Below are 15,530 nucleotides of genomic sequence, written 5' to 3' on the forward strand. Positions count from 1 at the left end.
GCGTCTCGGACGACGAAATGTATCACAGCGGCCAGTCGTCGCCGCGCGCGCTTACACGCCGCGCGGGCGCCCTGCGCCGTGTGCGCGGGATCGTGTTGCACCGCGGCAGGCTTTGCTCGTTCGGCCTGCCGCCGATAGCCATGGCTAATCAAGCGAGCCACGCCTTCTCCATTCACATGACTGCTGCCGCCTTGCTGAGTTCCGCTTATTCCTCTTACGCCGCACGCGCGATCGCCGCGCGTCCCGAGATTGCCGAACGCATCGCCTCGTGGGCGCGGGAGCCCATCACGCGGGCGCATATCGATGATCGATTGACCGCCCTCATTGCCGAACACCGCCAGGCGCTCGGCGTCGAGCCCGGCGCGCCGATCGGCGAGGAAGCGCTACGCTGTGCGCTGCGCCGGCTTCGCACCGAGGTGTTTTGCGCGGTGATGGAGCGGGATTTGGCCGGTCAAGCGGACGTCGCCGAGGTCACGGGCGCAATGACGGACCTGGCCGAAGCCACCATCCAACGCGCGCTGGCCGTCCTGTCGGCCGAGCTCGAGGCGCTCTACGGCGAGCCGCGCTCGGCCGACGGCGATCGGCTCGCGCTTGGCGTCGTCGGCATGGGCAAGCTCGGCGGCCGCGAACTCAACGTCTCATCCGACATCGATCTCATCTTCGTGTATGAAGACGATGGGGAAACGGCGGGCGGCGCCCGCGCCGCCATCTCCACGCAGGAGTTCTTCACGCGGCTCGGACGGCGTCTGATCGGCGCCCTCGCCGAGCAGACCGCGGACGGCTACGTCTTTCGCGTCGACATGCGGCTGCGGCCGAACGGCGATTCGGGGCCGCTCGTGTGCAGCCTGGGCATGCTCGAGGAGTACTTCTACGTGCAGGGGCGCGAGTGGGAGCGCTATGCCTGGATCAAAGGGCGCCTCGTGTCCGAACAAGAGAGCGATGCCGCGCGCCGGCTGACCGCGCAGCTCGATGCGCTCGTCAAGCCGTTCGTCTACCGGCGATATCTCGATTTCGGCGTCATCGGCGCGATTCGATCGTTGCACCGGCAGATCCGCGAGGAGGCTGCGCGGCGCGCCACCATGCGGCCCGACAAGGCCGACGACATCAAGTTAGGCCGCGGCGGCATTCGCGAAATCGAATTTAGCGCCCAAGTCTTTCAGCTGATCCGGGGCGGACAGGACGCGGGCTTCCGCATTCGTCCCACCCTGGCGGTGCTGCGGCACGCGGCGGCGCGGGGCTTGATCGCGCCTTCCGTTTGCGCCGATTTGTCGAACGCCTACCGTTTCCTGCGCGAACTCGAGCACCGGTTGCAGTATCGCAACGATGCGCAGACACACGCGCTGCCCGTCGATGCCGACGAGCGCGCGCGGTTGGCCGCCTCGCTCGGCTTCGCCGACTTCGCTGCATTGCTGACGGTGCTCGATGGGCATCGCGAGCGCGTGGAGTCGCAGTTCGACCAGATTTTCGCCGACAAGGCGAGCGCGCACGCGCCGGCTGCCGGCGCGGCGAACGAGGACGCCGTGCGGGCCGGCGAGCTGTGGAGCACCGCGCTGGAAGACGACGGCGAGAACGAGCATACGATCGGCCGACTGACCGCCGCCGGTTTCGACGATGCGAGCGAAGTGCACGCGCGCCTGAGCGCCGTGCGCCGTTCGACGCGCTATCAACGCCTGCCGGAACGCAATCGGGAGCGCTTTGACCGGATCGCGGCACGCGCGCTCGACGCCGCCGCGGCGATGGAGCCCCCCGGCAAACGCGGTTCCACTTTAGCGCGCATGATCGATCTGCTCGAGGCCGTGAGCCGGCGTGGCGCCTACCTCGCTTTGCTCAACGAGTATCCGGCGGCGCTCGAACGGGTGCTGGCCGTGTTGGGCGGCTCGCGCTGGGCAGCCGGATATTTGATTCGCCACCCGCAATTGCTCGATGAACTGCTCGACGACGAAGCGATCGCGAGCCCGTTCGATTGGCCCGAGTTCAAGACGTCGCTGCGCGCGCGGCTGGCGGCCGCCGACGGCGCCGAGCAGCAAATGGACTTGCTGCGGCATGCGCATCAGGCCGAAGTGTTTCGCATCCTGCTGATCGATCTGGCCGGCCGGCTGACGGTCGAACAGGTCAGCGATCGGCTCTCGGAGCTCGCCGATTCGGTGCTAGACGTGACGATCGAGACCGTCTGGGAGCAGCTGCCCAAACGCCATCGCGAGGCCCCGCGGTTCGCCGTCATCGCGTACGGCAAGCTAGGCGGCAAGGAACTCGGCTACGCTTCCGACCTCGATGTCATCTTTCTCTACGAAGACGAGGACGATGCGGCGGCCGACATTTATTCGACTTTCACGCGTCGCCTCATCACCTGGCTGACGACGGCCACGGGCGCGGGCACGCTGTTCGACATCGACCTGCGCCTGCGGCCGAACGGCGAATCGGGCCTCTTGATCACCGATCTGGACACGTTCAAGCGCTACCAGCTGCGCGAGGGCGACGCCGCCAATACCGCGTGGGTGTGGGAGCACCAGGCGTTGACGCGCGCGCGATTCTGCGCGGGCGATGCGCGGATCGGCAGCACGTTCGAGTCTATCCGCGAACGCGTGCTGACCATGCCGCGCGAGAGCGGGCCGCTCGCCGCGGAGATCGTGGCGATGCGCGAGCGCGTCGAGGCCGGGCACCCGAATCGCAGCGATTTGTTCGACGTGAAGCACGACCGCGGCGGCATGGTGGACATCGAGTTCATCGTCCAGTACTGGGTGCTGCTGCACGCCGCGCACGACCCCGAACTGATCCGCAATACGGGCAATATCGCGCTGCTGCGCGAAGTCGCGCGTTTCGGCTTGATGACGGCCGAGGAAGCGGAGACGGTAGGTGCGGCTTACCGAACCTACCGCAAGCTGCAGCATCAGTTGCGGCTGGACGGCATGGAGACCGCGCGTGTGCCCCGCGAGCGGATCGAGCGGGAACGCGACGCCGTGCTCAAGCTCTGGCAGCGGGTATTCGGCGCGCCCGGGTGAGCGGCGCTCGGCCTCGGATGTTCGGCTCCGTATGCCTTACGCTGCGAGCATTTCCTTGGCGTGCCGGCGCGTCGTGGCCGTGATCTCGAGCCCGCCGAGCATCCGGGCGACCTCCTCGATGCGGCTCGCGCGATCCAGCGCGATGACGGTCGAGAGCGTCGCGCCGCCGTCGCCCGACGCCTTGGCGACCTGAAAATGGTGATCGCCGCGCGCCGCGACTTGCGGCAAGTGCGTCACGCAGAGCACTTGCCGGTCGCGGCCCAACTGGTGCAGCAGCCGCCCGACGACTTCCGCCACGCCGCCGCCGATGCCTGTATCGACTTCGTCGAAAATCAACGTGGGCGTGAGGCTCGCGGCGCTGGCAATGACGGCCAGCGCCAGGCTGATCCGCGCCAACTCGCCGCCCGAGGCCACCTTCGCCAGGGGGCGCAGCGGCACGCCGGCGTGGCCGGCCACGCGAAATTCGACCTGCTCGAGCCCGTGCGCCCCGCCTTCCGCAAGCGGCACGAGAGCGACTTCGAAGCTGCCGCCGGCCATCGACAATTCCTGCATGCCCGTCGTCACCGCCGCGCCGAGCGCCTTCGCCGCCTTTGCGCGCGCCTTCGACAACTGCTTCGCTTCGGTCATGTAGGCTTGCCGGGCCTTTTCCACCGCGGCATTGAGCGCGTCGAGGTCTGCCGCCGCATCGAGCGCGGCGAGCTGAGTGCGGCGCGCTTCGTGTTCCTGCGGAAGGCTTTCGGGCTGAAGGCGGAACTTGCGGGCGAGCGAGTGCAGGGCGTCGAGCCGCTGCTCGACCTGCGCGAGGCGATCGGGGTCGAGCTCCAGGCGTTGCGCATAGTGCGTGAGCGAGTAGGCGCCTTCGCGCAATTGGATCTCGGCCGGCTCGAGCGCGGCCAGCGCATCGCCGAGCGCGGGATCGATCTCGGCCAGATCGCGCAGCTTCGAGACGATCGAACCGAGCTGGCCGATCATCGCGTCGTCGGATTCCGAGAGGGCATCCAGCGCGCCGCGCACGCCTTCGATCAGGCTGGCGGAATGGGCCAGGCGCCGATGCTCGGCGCCGATCTCCTCCCATTCGCCCGGCTGCGGGGCGAGCTTGTCGAGTTCGGCCAACTGCCAGGCAAGCCGTTCCCGCTCGAGCTGGAGCTCGCGATCGCGGGAATGCGCGAGTTCGAGGGCTTGCGCCGCATCGCGCCATGCGCGGTGCGCACGCGCGACGCCCGCTGCGATCACCGTGAGGCCCGCGTGCGTATCGAACAGCGCGCGCTGGGCGTCGGGCCGCATGAGCAGCTGATGCGCATGTTGGCCGTGAATGTCGACGAGCATCTCGCCGACTTCGCGCAACTGCGCCAGCGTGGCCGGCGTGCCGTTGATGAAGGCGCGCGAGCGTCCGTTCGCATCGACGACGCGACGCAGCAGCACGCGGTCCTCGCCGTCGGCACTGGTTTCTTCGCCGCCGAGCGCGTGCTCGTCGAGCCAGAGCGCAAGTTCGCGGCCGGCCTGGAATTCGGCGGTGAGGTCGGCGCGGGCGGCGCCCGTACGCACGACGTCGGCGTCGGCGCGCGCGCCGAGCGTCAGCGCGAGCGCATCGATGAGAATCGATTTGCCCGCGCCCGTTTCGCCGGAGAAGACAGTGAAGCCACGGTCGAACTCGAGGTCGAGCGCGGCGACGATCACGAAGTCGCGTATCGAGAGATGGCGGAGCATGGAGGTCGTTTTAACGGCGTTTAGCGGCTGGTGACGGCACTTGTTCTTGCAACGACGCGCAACGTGCCCGAAAGGGCCGGGCTAGAGGGCGCTCGCATTGTCGCCTTCCTCGTCGGACGGGTGCTCGTTCCAATGCAGTTTCTGCCGCAGCGTGGCGTAGTAGCTGTAGCCGACGGGATGGAGAAACGGCACGGTATGCCGCGAGCGGCGCACCTCGATCGTATCGTTGAGCTGGAGCGCGGTGAACGACTGCATGTCGAAGTTCACGTTCACGTCTCGCCCGCCGATGATCTGAATGCCGACGTTGCAGTCGTCGGGCAGCACGATCGGGCGGTTCGACAGCGCGTGCGGGGCGATCGGCACGAGCACGAGCCCCTGCAATTGCGGATGCAGAATCGGCCCCTGGGACGAGAGGGCATAAGCCGTCGATCCCGTCGGCGTGGCGACGATGAGCCCGTCGGAGCGCTGGTTGTACATGAAACGTCCGTCGACGGACACGCGCAGCTCGGCCATGCCGGAAAAGCCGCTGCGATTGACGACGACGTCGTTGAACGCCAGGGCGTGATAGATCGGCTCTCCGTCGCGAACGATGCGCGATTGCAGCAGCGTGCGCTCTTCGCGCTCGAAGCTGCCGGCCAGCATCTGCGGCACGCGCTGGCTCATTTCGGAGACCGGGATGTCGGTGATGAACCCCAGGCGCCCCAGGTTCACCCCGATGAGCGGCGTGCGATAGGGCGCGAGCTGACGGCCGATTCCGAGCATCGTGCCGTCGCCGCCGAGCACGACCGCGACGTCGGCCCGGGCGCCGATTTCGGCCGGCGTCAGCGCCGGATAGGTCGCGACGCCGATGTCTTGGGCCGTATCGGCCTCGAACACGACGTCGAAGCCGCGCTTGGCGATGCAGGCCGCGAGCGCCGTCAGCGGCTCGCCGATGCCTGGCGTGTTGCTGCGCCCGACGAGCGCGACGGTCTTGAATTGGCTGCCAATTTCCATGCCGGCATTACACCATAGGTGGGGGGCGAAAAGAACCGTCGGAACCCGCCTTGTGGTTTGTCCGGAGCCGCGTCACGGCGCCGGTCGTCCCGCGCGGGCGATTTGTCGCTAGAATGGTGTTGTCCCGATGAGACGCCGGCGGCCAGGCGCGCCCGCTGCCGGTGCAGCGTCGCGCGCGCCGGCATGCCAGTGCGCACGCGAACGCTCGAGCGCCGTTACGCGCTCGCGGGGGGCTCGCCGATCGGCTAAAATTTTGCTTCATGTTAGAACCCCGCGCACAAACACTCCTCAAAACGCTGATCGAGCGCTACATCGCAGAAGGTCAGCCGGTCGGCTCGCGCACGTTGTCGCGTTACTCGGGGCTCGAACTGAGCCCCGCGACGATCCGCAACGTGATGTCCGACCTCGAGGAACTCGGGCTCGTCGCGAGCCCCCATACGTCGGCCGGCCGCATTCCGACGCCGCGCGGGTATCGGCTGTTCGTCGATACCATGCTGACCGTCGAGCCCGTGCAGGACGACGAGGCGGTCGAGCGCGTGGTGCGCAAGACGCTCAAGCCGGGCGAGCCGCAGAAGGTCGTGGCGGCCGCCGCGAGCGTGCTCTCCAATCTGTCGCAATTCGCGGGCGTGATCATGACGCCGCGCCGCAGTCACGTGTTCAAGCAAATCGAGTTCATGCGCTTGTCGTCCAAGCGCATCTTGCTCATCATCGTGACGCCCGAAGGCGATGTGCAGAACCGCATCATGGCCACCCAGCGCGACTATTCGCCGTCGCAGCTGATCGAGGCCTCCAATTACATCAACGCGCATTTCGGCGGACTTTCGTTCGACGAGGTGCGCCGGCGCCTGCGCGAGGAAATCGACCGGCTGCGCGGCGACATGACGGCGCTCATGCACGCGGCCGTCACGGCCAGCACCGAGGAAAGCGATACGAGCGAAACGGTGCTCATATCGGGCGAGCGCAATTTGCTGGAAGTGGCGGACCTGTCCTCCGACATGGCGCGGCTGCGCAAGCTGTTCGACGTATTCGATCAAAAGACCAGCCTCCTTCAGTTGCTCGACGTATCGAGTCACGCCCAAGGCGTGCAGATTTTCATCGGCGGGGAATCGACGCTCGTGCCGATCGAGGAGATGAGCGTCGTGACGGCCCCGTACGAGGTGAACGGGAAGATCGTCGGCACGCTCGGCGTGATCGGCCCGACGCGCATGGCCTACAACCGCGTGATTCCGATCGTCGACATCACCGCGCGCTTGCTCTCCACCGCGCTCAGCCAGCAATAGGCCTGGCCCCCGGGCGTGTTGCCGTTCTCCCCGCGTCTATCGTGCGCCGGCTCGCGCCCGCGCGCCATTGGCCGAACGGCCTAGGGAAGCGGCCCGGGACGCGCCGCTATAATGGCCTTCACTTGAACCTGCCGCGCAGCCTTCCCGCCGCGCGTCGCCTTGCCCTCGGGCGCCTTCTATCGCTCATGCGTTTCGATCTCGAGTTGCCGTCGCAGCCCGCCACGTCGCATCGTGTCGCGGTGTTACTGATCAATCTCGGCACGCCCGACGCGCCCACGCCGCGCGCCGTGCGGCGCTACCTTGCGCAGTTCCTGTCGGACCCGCGTGTCGTCGAAATTCCCGCGCTCGTCTGGCAGCCGCTGCTGAGGGGCCTGATCCTGCCGTTGCGGGGCCGCTCTTCTGCGAAGAAATACGCGTCGGTATGGATGCCCGAAGGCTCGCCTTTGCGCGTGTATACGGAAAAGCAGGTCGAAGCGCTGCGGCAGATGCTCCACGCCAACGGCTATCCGGTCATCGTCGATTACGCGATGCGCTACGGCACGCCCGGCATCGGGGCCATGCTGGGGCAGCTGAAGCTGGCCGGGGCAGAGCGCGTGCTATTGATGCCGATGTACCCCCAGTATTCGTCCTCCACCACTGCGACGGCCTTCGACGCGGCGTTCGCCGCGCTGGGGCGCATGCGCAACCAGCTCGAGGTGCGCACGGTGCGCCACTACGCCGATCATCCCGCGTATATCGCGGCCTTGGTCGAGCAGGTGCGCCGATATTGGGCGGCGCACGGTCAGCCCGATTTCGCGAGCGGCGACAAGCTCGTGCTGAGCTTTCATGGGGTGCCCAAGCGCACGCTGGATCTGGGCGACCCCTACCACGATCAGTGCCGCGGCACGGCGGCGCTGCTGATGGCGGCGCTCGGCCTCACGCCCACCGAATGCCGGGTCACCTTCCAATCGCGCTTCGGTCGGGCCGAGTGGCTGCAGCCCTACACGGCGCCCACGCTGCGCGAGCTGGGTGCGGCGGGTGTGCGGCGAGCGGACGTATTCTGTCCCGGGTTCACGGCCGATTGCCTGGAAACGATCGAGGAGATCGGCTTCGAGGTGCGTGACGAGTTTCTGCACGCGGGCGGGAAGGAATTTCACCGTATCCCTTGTCTCAATGCGGCGCAGGCCTGGATTGCCGCGCTCGCGGAGATCGTCGTCCAGCAGCTGCAGGGCTGGCCGGCGCAGGCGAGCGCCCCGCTCGGCGTATCCGCTTGAGCGGGAAAAAGGTGCCGGGCCGGACACGGCGCAGTCGGCGGGCAAGATCGTTGCGTGCCCGAGCCGGCGAGCGCGGGCTTGTTTTGTCTTATTGACGATGCTCCGATGAACTACAAGATTTCAACCGAACCCGATGCGCGGATGCGTATCGACAAGTGGCTGTGGGCCGCACGCTTTTTCAAGACGCGTTCGCTGGCCGCCGACGCTGTCGAAAAAGGCCGGGTGCGCATCGCCGGCGCGACCGTGAAGCCCGCCAAGGACGTGCGGGTGGGCGATCTCGTCGCGATCGAGATCGAGCGGGTGGTTTGGGAGATCCGGGTGCTGGGCGTGTGCGACGTGCGCGGGCCGGCCGCCGTGGCGCAAACGCTCTATGCGGAAACGGCCGACAGCCAAGCGAAGCGCGCGGCGGAGGCCGAGCGGCGCCGGACGTATCGCGAGCCGGCGGCGGCCTTGCAAGGGAGGCCCACCAAGCGCGACAGGCGCGTCATCGACAAATTTTCAGGTGGGGATTGAACAGCGAGTCGATGGTGGCGTGTGCGCCGCCGTATTCGGTCGTGCAATCGGTCAGCGCGCCGGACAGGCAGATGGTGGTGGTGCCCGCGACGAGTACCAGGGCGACCACCGCAATGGCAAAGGTCAGTTTCACGGTACTCCCCCTACGGAGAAAGGCGATACGGACGCGAGCGCTTGGATGTGGGCAAGACGGATGCGCTGCGCGGCCTGGGGGTGCTCGGACGCGAGCGCATGATGCTAGTTTAGGGCAACCCCGGATGGTGCTCAACGCCGTTTTCGGTATGCCGCCGTTACGAGTGTTACCGTTCGTTTCGGGTTCACCCAAAGAGTGCAAAAAAAGGGCGCTGGGGGCTTGAAACGGCGGCCGCCGCCCCAAATTGCCGTGGCAACGCGCGGCGGCGCGGCCCTCGGTAGGTAGAGTCGGCCGCGGGCAGGGCGCTCGGCGGCGACAGTCGACGGCCGCCCGGCGAACGTTCGCCGCAAGGACGGCCCGCCGCTTCGATTTCATTTTTTTGGACGATTTTCAGCGACATGGAACCTACGCAAGACAATCCGGCCAGCCAGCAATCGCCATCCCCCGAGGAGCTCGCGCAGCAAGCCGCTGCCGAGAACGTCTCGGCGCAAGCCGCGCAGGCCCAGCCGAGCGCAAGCGCCGATGCGGCCGATACCGCGCTGCCCCCCGAGGCGCAGGCGAAACTCGCCGAACTGAACGAACACTTCCTGCGCGCGAAAGCGGAAACGGAAAACGTACGCCGCCGCGCGGCCGAAGACGTGGCGAAAGCCCGCAAGTTCGCGATCGAGAGCTTCGCCGAGCATCTGTTGCCCGTACTGGACAGCCTCGAAGCCGCGCTTGCCGATACGTCCGGCGACGCCGCGAAGCTGCGCGAAGGGGTCGAACTCACGCTGCGTCAGCTTTCGAGCGCCATGGAAAAGGGACGTGTGGCGGCCGTCAATCCGATCGGCGAGAAATTCGACCCGCATCGGCACCAGGCGATTTCGATGGTGCCGGCCGAGCAGGAACCGAACACGGTGGTTTCCGTGCTGCAAAAAGGCTATGTCATTGCCGACCGCGTCTTGCGCCCGGCGCTCGTGACGGTTGCGCAGCCGAAGTAAGCCCGCTGCTCGGCATATTCGGGGGCTCGGCAGCTGTTTAACGTGATCCGCGTGCCGGCTCGCGCGGCGCGAAACCGGATTGAAAAAATCGAATGACCGCATTGGTTTCAAGGACTTGAAAACGCTGCGGCGGCACTTATCTTGAGTGCAGGTTGAATTTAAGCGGGCGGTGGCGCGAACGGCGCGCCGTCTCGTCGAAGTGATCGGAATATCTCGGAGATCAGGAAAAATGGGCAAGATTATCGGTATCGACCTCGGCACCACGAATTCGTGCGTGGCGCTGATGGAAGGCAACCAAGTGAAAGTGATCGAGAACTCGGAGGGCGCTCGTACGACTCCCTCGATCATCGCCTACATGGACGACGATGAAATCCTCGTCGGCGCGCCGGCCAAGCGTCAGTCGGTGACGAACCCCAGGAACACGCTGTATGCCGTCAAGCGCCTGATCGGCCGCCGCTTCGAAGAAAAAGAGGTGCAGAAGGACATCGGTTTGATGCCGTACAAGATCGTCAAAGCCGACAACGGCGACGCGTGGGTCGAAGCGCATGGTCAGAAGCTCGCGCCGCCGCAGATCTCGGCCGAAGTGCTGCGCAAGATGAAGAAGACGGCCGAGGATTATCTCGGCGAGCCGGTCACGGAAGCCGTCATCACGGTGCCGGCCTACTTCAACGACAGCCAGCGTCAAGCCACGAAAGACGCGGGTCGTATCGCGGGCCTCGAAGTCAAGCGGATCATCAACGAGCCCACGGCGGCCGCGCTGGCGTTCGGCCTCGACAAGGCCGAAAAGGGCGACCGCAAGATCGCCGTGTATGACCTCGGCGGCGGCACGTTCGACATTTCGATCATCGAAATCGCCGATGTCGACGGCGAAATGCAATTCGAAGTGCTGTCGACGAACGGCGACACGTTCCTCGGCGGCGAAGACTTCGACCAGCGCATCATCGATTACATCATCGGCGAATTCAAGAAGGACCAAGGCGTGGACCTGTCGAAAGACGTGCTCGCGCTGCAGCGCCTGAAGGAAGCCGCTGAAAAGGCGAAGATCGAGCTGTCGTCGAGCCAGCAGACCGAAATCAATCTGCCGTACATCACGGCCGATGCGTCCGGTCCGAAGCACTTGAACCTGAAAATCACGCGCGCCAAGCTCGAAGCGCTCGTCGAAGACCTCATCGCTCGTACGGTCGAACCGTGCCGCGTTGCGATCAAGGACGCCGGCGTGAAGGTCAGCGACATCGACGACGTCATCCTCGTCGGCGGTATGACGCGCATGCCCAAGGTGCAAGAGACGGTCAAGGAGTTCTTCGGCAAGGAACCGCGCCGCGACGTCAACCCTGACGAAGCCGTGGCCGTGGGCGCCGCGATTCAAGGGCAAGTGCTCTCCGGCGACCGCAAGGACGTGCTGCTGCTCGACGTGACGCCGCTTTCGCTCGGCATCGAGACGCTCGGCGGCGTGATGACGAAGATGATCAACAAGAACACCACGATTCCGACGAAGCACTCGCAAGTGTATTCGACGGCCGACGACAACCAATCGGCGGTGACGATCAAGGTGTTCCAGGGCGAGCGCGAGATGGCCGCGGGCAACAAGCTGCTCGGCGAGTTCAACCTCGAAGGCATCCCCCCGGCGCCGCGCGGCGTGCCGCAGATCGAAGTGACGTTCGATATCGACGCGAACGGCATCTTGCACGTCGGCGCGAAGGACAAGGCGACGGGCAAGGAAAACAAGATCACCATCAAGGCGAACTCGGGCTTGTCGGAAGCCGAGATCGAGAAGATGGTGAAGGATGCCGAAGCGAACGCCGAGGAAGATCACCGTCTGCGCGAGCTGGCCGATGCGCGCAACCAGGGCGATGCGCTCGTGCACAGCACGAAGAAGGCGCTGACCGAGTACGGCGACAAGATCGAGGCCTCGGAAAAGGAAAAGATCGAGTCGGCGTTGAAGGAGCTCGAAGAAGCGCTCAAGGGCAACTCGGCCGACAAGGCGGCGATCGAATCGAAGATCGAAGCGGTGGCCACGGCGTCGCAAAAGCTCGGCGAGAAGATGTACGCCGATATGCAGGCGCAAGGCGCAGCGGGCGCGGCGGCCGGCGCTGCGTCGGCGGGCGGCGCGGGTTCCGGCGCGAGCGCGGGTCAAAGCTCGGGCAAGCCTGAAGACGATGTCGTCGACGCTGAGTTCAAGGAAGTGAAGAAGGACTGACCGACGGCCTTTGTTTCGAGCCGTGAGGCGGCCGGCGCTTTTCCGTAGCGAAGAGCGCCGGCCGAACCAGCGCCTGGCGGGCCTTCGGGTTCTCCGGGCACGTTTGTTTTATGGTGGGTGGGGCGTTGGGCCGTTCGATATGGCCCGGCGGCGCCCGCCTAACGAGTCGCAAGACTCCACAGTATGCGAAAGGAGCGGTCGCGCCTCAAAGCGCGAACCGGCGGTGAACCGATGGCGAAACGGGATTACTACGAGGTTCTGGGCGTTGCGAAGAACGCGAGCGACGACGAGATCAAGAAGGCGTATCGCAAGCTCGCGATGAAGTATCACCCCGACCGCAATCCGGACAGCAAGAATGCCGAGGACCATTTCAAGGAGGCGAAGGAAGCCTACGAAATGCTCTCGGACGCGCAAAAGCGCGCGGCGTACGACCAATACGGGCATGCGGGCGTCGATCCGAACATGGCCGGCGCGGGCGGGCAAGGCTTCGGCGGCTTCGCCGACGCCTTCGGCGATATCTTCGGCGACATCTTCGGCCAAGCGGCCGGCGGCGCGGCCCGCGGCCGCGCGGGCCCGCAGGTCTACCGCGGCGCCGATCTGCGCTACAGCATGGAGATCACGCTCGAGCAGGCCGCGCACGGCTGCGAGACGCAAATTCGCGTGCCGAGCTGGGTCTCGTGTGAAATCTGCCACGGCTCGGGTGCGAAGCCTGGAACGAAGCCCGAAACGTGTCCGACCTGTAACGGCTCCGGCGCCGTGCGGATGTCGCAGGGCTTTTTCAGCATCCAGCAAACCTGCCCGAAGTGCCATGGCAGCGGGACGTACATCCCCGATCCCTGCACGAACTGCCACGGCGCGGGCAAGGTGAAGGAAACGAAGACGCTCGAGGTCAAGATTCCGGCCGGCATCGACGACGGCATGCGCATTCGGTCGTCGGGCAACGGCGAGCCGGGGGTCAACGGCGGGCCGCCGGGCGACCTGTATGTCGAGATCCACATCAAGGCCCACACGGTGTTCGAGCGCGACGGCGACGATCTGCATTGCCAAATGCCGATTCCGTTCACGACGGCGGCGCTCGGCGGCGAGATCGAGGTGCCGACGCTGGCGGGCCGCGCGACGTTCACGGTGCCCGAGGGGACCCAATCGGGCAAGACGTTCCGGCTGCGCGGCAAGGGCATCAAGGGGCTGCGTTCGAGCGTGCCCGGCGACTTGTACGTGCACGTGCAGGTCGAAACGCCCGTCAAGCTCACCGAACCGCAGCGCGACCTGCTCAAGAAGTTCGAAAAGTCGCTCGTCGAGGGCGGCCCGCGTCACAGCCCGCAAAGCAAGAGCTGGTTCGACCGCGTAAAGAGCTTTTTCGATTGATCGATCGGCTCGACGCTGAATCGGCCGCGTGCTCGCTCCGTGCGCGCGCGCGGCGCCCACCGGGTGGCTAGATGAACGCAGAGCAACGCAGCGCGGTGTTCGCGCTGCTCGACGATTGCGAGGCGAGCGCCGACGCGCGTGCAAGCCGCCTCTACACCGGCTTCGTGCGCGAGCACGTGTGCACGGACGCCGCGGCCCTCGATGCCGTATGCGCGGCGGCGGAGCGCGACATGCAAGGCGGCTTGCACGCCGTCTTGCTGGGCGATTACGAGTTCGGCCGCGATCTCGAATTCGGCAAGCGGGCCGTTTCCTCGCGTACGCTTGGTCCCTCCTCGAAAGCCTCGGCATTCGCGCGCCACGGCGACGCTTCTCTGCGCTTTTTGTTGTTCGAGCACTGCGAAAAACGCTCGCGTGAAGAGATCGACGCGTGGCTGGCCGAACGCGACGGTACGGTGTCCGACGCACAGGCGGCTCAACCGCCTCAACCGCCGTCCGTCGCGGGCGCTGCCAATGTGGTCGAGAGCGTGACGCCCGAAGCGTTCGCCGCGGCGATCGCGGCCGTGCACGATGCGCTGCGTGCCGGCGAGTCCTATCAGATCAACTACACGTATCGTCTTGCGTTCGACGCTTTCGGCTCGCCCGTCGGTTTCTACCGGCGCCTGCGCGAACGCCAGCCGGTGCGCTACGGGGCGCTCATCGCGCTCCCCGGCGATGAGTGGGTGCTCTCTTGCTCGCCCGAGCTGTTCGTCGAAAAAAGCGGCGAGCGCCTGCGCACGCGACCGATGAAAGGGACGACCGCGCGCGGCGTGTCGCCCGTGGACGATGCGCGCGCCGAGGCGTTTCTGCGCAGCGACCCGAAAAACCGCGCCGAGAATCTGATGATCGTCGACCTGCTGCGCAACGATCTCTCTCGTGTGGCGAAGACAGGATCCGTTCAGGTACCCGCGCTCTTCTCGGTCGAGCCGTACCCGTCGATTTGGGCGATGACGTCGACGATCGAGGCCGATTTGCGGGCGAATACGTCGTTTGCCGATGTCCTACGCGCGTTGTTTCCGTGCGGCTCGATCACCGGGGCGCCCAAGCATCGGACGATGCAGCTCATCGACGAGATCGAAACGACGCCGCGCGGGCTCTACACCGGGGCCATCGGCTGGGTCGATGCGCCGGCGGCTTCATCCGCTGGCGGCAGGATCGATGCGACCGGATGCGGCGACTTTTGTCTTTCCGTCGCGATCCGCACGCTGACGCTCGGTCCGGCCGAGGGCGCGGGTGGCACGCGCAAGGGGACGATGGGCGTCGGAGGCGGTATCGTGCTGGACAGCGTGGCCGAGGACGAGTACGCGGAATGTAGGCTCAAGGCAAAGTTCCTGACGGGCGCCGACCCGGGCATGCAATTGTTCGAAACGATGTACGCGACGCGGGAAGGCGGCGTGCGTTATCTCGATCGCCATCTCGCTCGTCTCGGCGCGAGCGCGGCGCAGCTCGATTTCGCGTTCGATGAAATCGCGCTGCGCGAACGACTCGCGGCGCACTGCGCACAGTTGCCGGCCGGTGCCCCCCACCGCGTGCGCCTCGCGCTGAGCAAGGACGGCAAGGCCGATATCAGCGGCGGCGCGCTCGGGGAGGTTTCGCGCCTCACCGATACGCCGTCATCCCAGCCGGGCGCGCCCGCTCCCGTCGGCGTGCTGCTCGCCGCCGAGCATGGTTTCGCGCCGCCGCGTTCCGACGATTTCTTTCTCCGTCACAAAAGCACGTCGCGCGCCGAGTACGACCGCGCATGGCGCATGGCCGAAAGCCGGGGCGGGTTCGACATGCTGTTTTTCAACGAGCGGGGCGAATTGACCGAGGGTGGGCGTTCCAATGTGTTCGTCAAACTCGACGGATGCTGGTTGACGCCGCCGCTGTCGGCCGGGCTGCTGCCGGGCGTCATGCGGCAGGTGCTGCTCGACGACCCGTCGATGCGGGCGAGCGAGCGGACGTTGACGCGCGCCGACTTGTCGCGGGCCGAGGCGATCCTCGTTTGCAACGCATTGCGCGGCGCTTTGCCGGCCCGCCTCTTAACGCACGCGCCGTAAAGCGCGCGTCGGCGGGGTCGACGCGCCAATGAGAC

11 protein-coding genes are annotated in these 15,530 nt (G+C 66.3%); 8 read left to right on the forward strand and 3 right to left on the reverse strand.

The annotated features are described in order from the left end of the window. Positions 1-140: 140 nt before the first annotated feature. The gene (gene glnE, locus ACTHNR_RS03980; protein WP_440546182.1) at positions 141-2,999 is read left to right on the forward strand and encodes a bifunctional [glutamate--ammonia ligase]-adenylyl-L-tyrosine phosphorylase/[glutamate--ammonia-ligase] adenylyltransferase; all 2,859 of its coding nucleotides are present in this window, start codon (positions 141-143) and stop codon (positions 2,997-2,999) included. Positions 3,000-3,035: 36 nt separating this feature from the next. Here the strand turns inward: glnE and recN are convergent, their stop codons facing one another. Both recN and ACTHNR_RS03990 read right to left on the reverse strand, forming a co-directional pair. Further along, positions 3,036-4,706 carry a DNA repair protein RecN gene (gene recN, locus ACTHNR_RS03985; RefSeq protein ID WP_440546183.1) on the reverse strand — a complete coding sequence of 557 codons (1,671 nt, stop codon included), beginning with the start codon at positions 4,704-4,706 and terminating at the stop codon, positions 3,036-3,038. Between the two features lie 81 nt (positions 4,707-4,787). Next, positions 4,788-5,699: an NAD kinase gene (locus ACTHNR_RS03990; protein ID WP_440546184.1), complete on the reverse strand. Its 912-nt coding sequence runs from the start codon at positions 5,697-5,699 to the stop codon at positions 4,788-4,790. A 260-nt stretch (positions 5,700-5,959) separates the two neighbouring features. Between ACTHNR_RS03990 and hrcA the strand changes: the two genes are divergently transcribed. From hrcA to ACTHNR_RS04005, 3 genes are all read left to right on the forward strand, one after another. Then, the gene (gene hrcA / locus ACTHNR_RS03995; protein WP_440546185.1) at positions 5,960-6,979 is read left to right on the forward strand and encodes a heat-inducible transcriptional repressor HrcA; all 1,020 of its coding nucleotides are present in this window, start codon (positions 5,960-5,962) and stop codon (positions 6,977-6,979) included. Between the two features lie 185 nt (positions 6,980-7,164). Beyond that, a complete protein-coding gene (gene hemH / locus ACTHNR_RS04000) occupies positions 7,165-8,232 on the forward strand; it encodes a ferrochelatase (protein ID WP_440546186.1) in 1,068 nt (355 codons plus the stop codon). Between the two features lie 105 nt (positions 8,233-8,337). After that, on the forward strand, positions 8,338-8,745 hold the full coding sequence (locus ACTHNR_RS04005; RefSeq protein WP_440546187.1) for an RNA-binding S4 domain-containing protein: 408 nt from the start codon (positions 8,338-8,340) through the stop codon (positions 8,743-8,745). Here the strand turns inward: ACTHNR_RS04005 and ACTHNR_RS04010 are convergent. Continuing rightward, positions 8,717-8,878 carry a hypothetical protein gene (locus tag ACTHNR_RS04010; protein WP_440546188.1) on the reverse strand — a complete coding sequence of 54 codons (162 nt, stop codon included), beginning with the start codon at positions 8,876-8,878 and terminating at the stop codon, positions 8,717-8,719. The two genes, ACTHNR_RS04005 and ACTHNR_RS04010, sit on opposite strands and share 29 nt — an antisense overlap. A gap of 398 nt (positions 8,879-9,276) precedes the next feature. Between ACTHNR_RS04010 and grpE the strand changes: the two genes are divergently transcribed. From grpE to pabB, 4 genes are all read left to right on the forward strand, one after another. Continuing rightward, on the forward strand, positions 9,277-9,858 hold the full coding sequence (gene grpE, locus ACTHNR_RS04015) for a nucleotide exchange factor GrpE (RefSeq protein WP_440546190.1): 582 nt from the start codon (positions 9,277-9,279) through the stop codon (positions 9,856-9,858). Between the two features lie 229 nt (positions 9,859-10,087). Then, complete coding sequence (dnaK, locus tag ACTHNR_RS04020; RefSeq protein WP_440546191.1) at positions 10,088-12,055, forward strand: molecular chaperone DnaK; 1,968 nt, start codon at positions 10,088-10,090, stop codon at positions 12,053-12,055. A 231-nt stretch (positions 12,056-12,286) separates the two neighbouring features. Next, positions 12,287-13,420 carry a molecular chaperone DnaJ gene (gene dnaJ, locus ACTHNR_RS04025; protein ID WP_440546192.1) on the forward strand — a complete coding sequence of 378 codons (1,134 nt, stop codon included), beginning with the start codon at positions 12,287-12,289 and terminating at the stop codon, positions 13,418-13,420. 71 nt (positions 13,421-13,491) lie between these two features. Beyond that, positions 13,492-15,495, forward strand: coding sequence for an aminodeoxychorismate synthase component I (pabB, locus tag ACTHNR_RS04030; RefSeq protein ID WP_440546193.1), 2,004 nt, complete (start codon positions 13,492-13,494; stop codon positions 15,493-15,495). Positions 15,496-15,530: the final 35 nt, after the last annotated feature.

This window comes from Trinickia sp. (assembly GCF_051954495.1).
GTDB lineage: Bacteria > Pseudomonadota > Gammaproteobacteria > Burkholderiales > Burkholderiaceae > Trinickia.

What these genes read in the sequence shown, in the direction of transcription:
- ACTHNR_RS03990 (WP_440546184.1), bottom strand. Translation starts at nt 5,699, where the DNA reads ATGGAAATTGGCAGCCAATTCAAGACCGTCGCGCTCGTCGGGCGCAGC.
- hrcA (WP_440546185.1), top strand. Translation starts at nt 5,960, where the DNA reads ATGTTAGAACCCCGCGCACAAACACTCCTCAAAACGCTGATCGAGCGC.
- grpE (WP_440546190.1), top strand. Translation starts at nt 9,277, where the DNA reads ATGGAACCTACGCAAGACAATCCGGCCAGCCAGCAATCGCCATCCCCC.
- recN (WP_440546183.1), bottom strand. Translation starts at nt 4,706, where the DNA reads ATGCTCCGCCATCTCTCGATACGCGACTTCGTGATCGTCGCCGCGCTC.
- pabB (WP_440546193.1), top strand. Translation starts at nt 13,492, where the DNA reads ATGAACGCAGAGCAACGCAGCGCGGTGTTCGCGCTGCTCGACGATTGC.
- dnaJ (WP_440546192.1), top strand. Translation starts at nt 12,287, where the DNA reads ATGGCGAAACGGGATTACTACGAGGTTCTGGGCGTTGCGAAGAACGCG.
- dnaK (WP_440546191.1), top strand. Translation starts at nt 10,088, where the DNA reads ATGGGCAAGATTATCGGTATCGACCTCGGCACCACGAATTCGTGCGTG.
- glnE (WP_440546182.1), top strand. Translation starts at nt 141, where the DNA reads ATGGCTAATCAAGCGAGCCACGCCTTCTCCATTCACATGACTGCTGCC.
- ACTHNR_RS04005 (WP_440546187.1), top strand. Translation starts at nt 8,338, where the DNA reads ATGAACTACAAGATTTCAACCGAACCCGATGCGCGGATGCGTATCGAC.
- hemH (WP_440546186.1), top strand. Translation starts at nt 7,165, where the DNA reads ATGCGTTTCGATCTCGAGTTGCCGTCGCAGCCCGCCACGTCGCATCGT.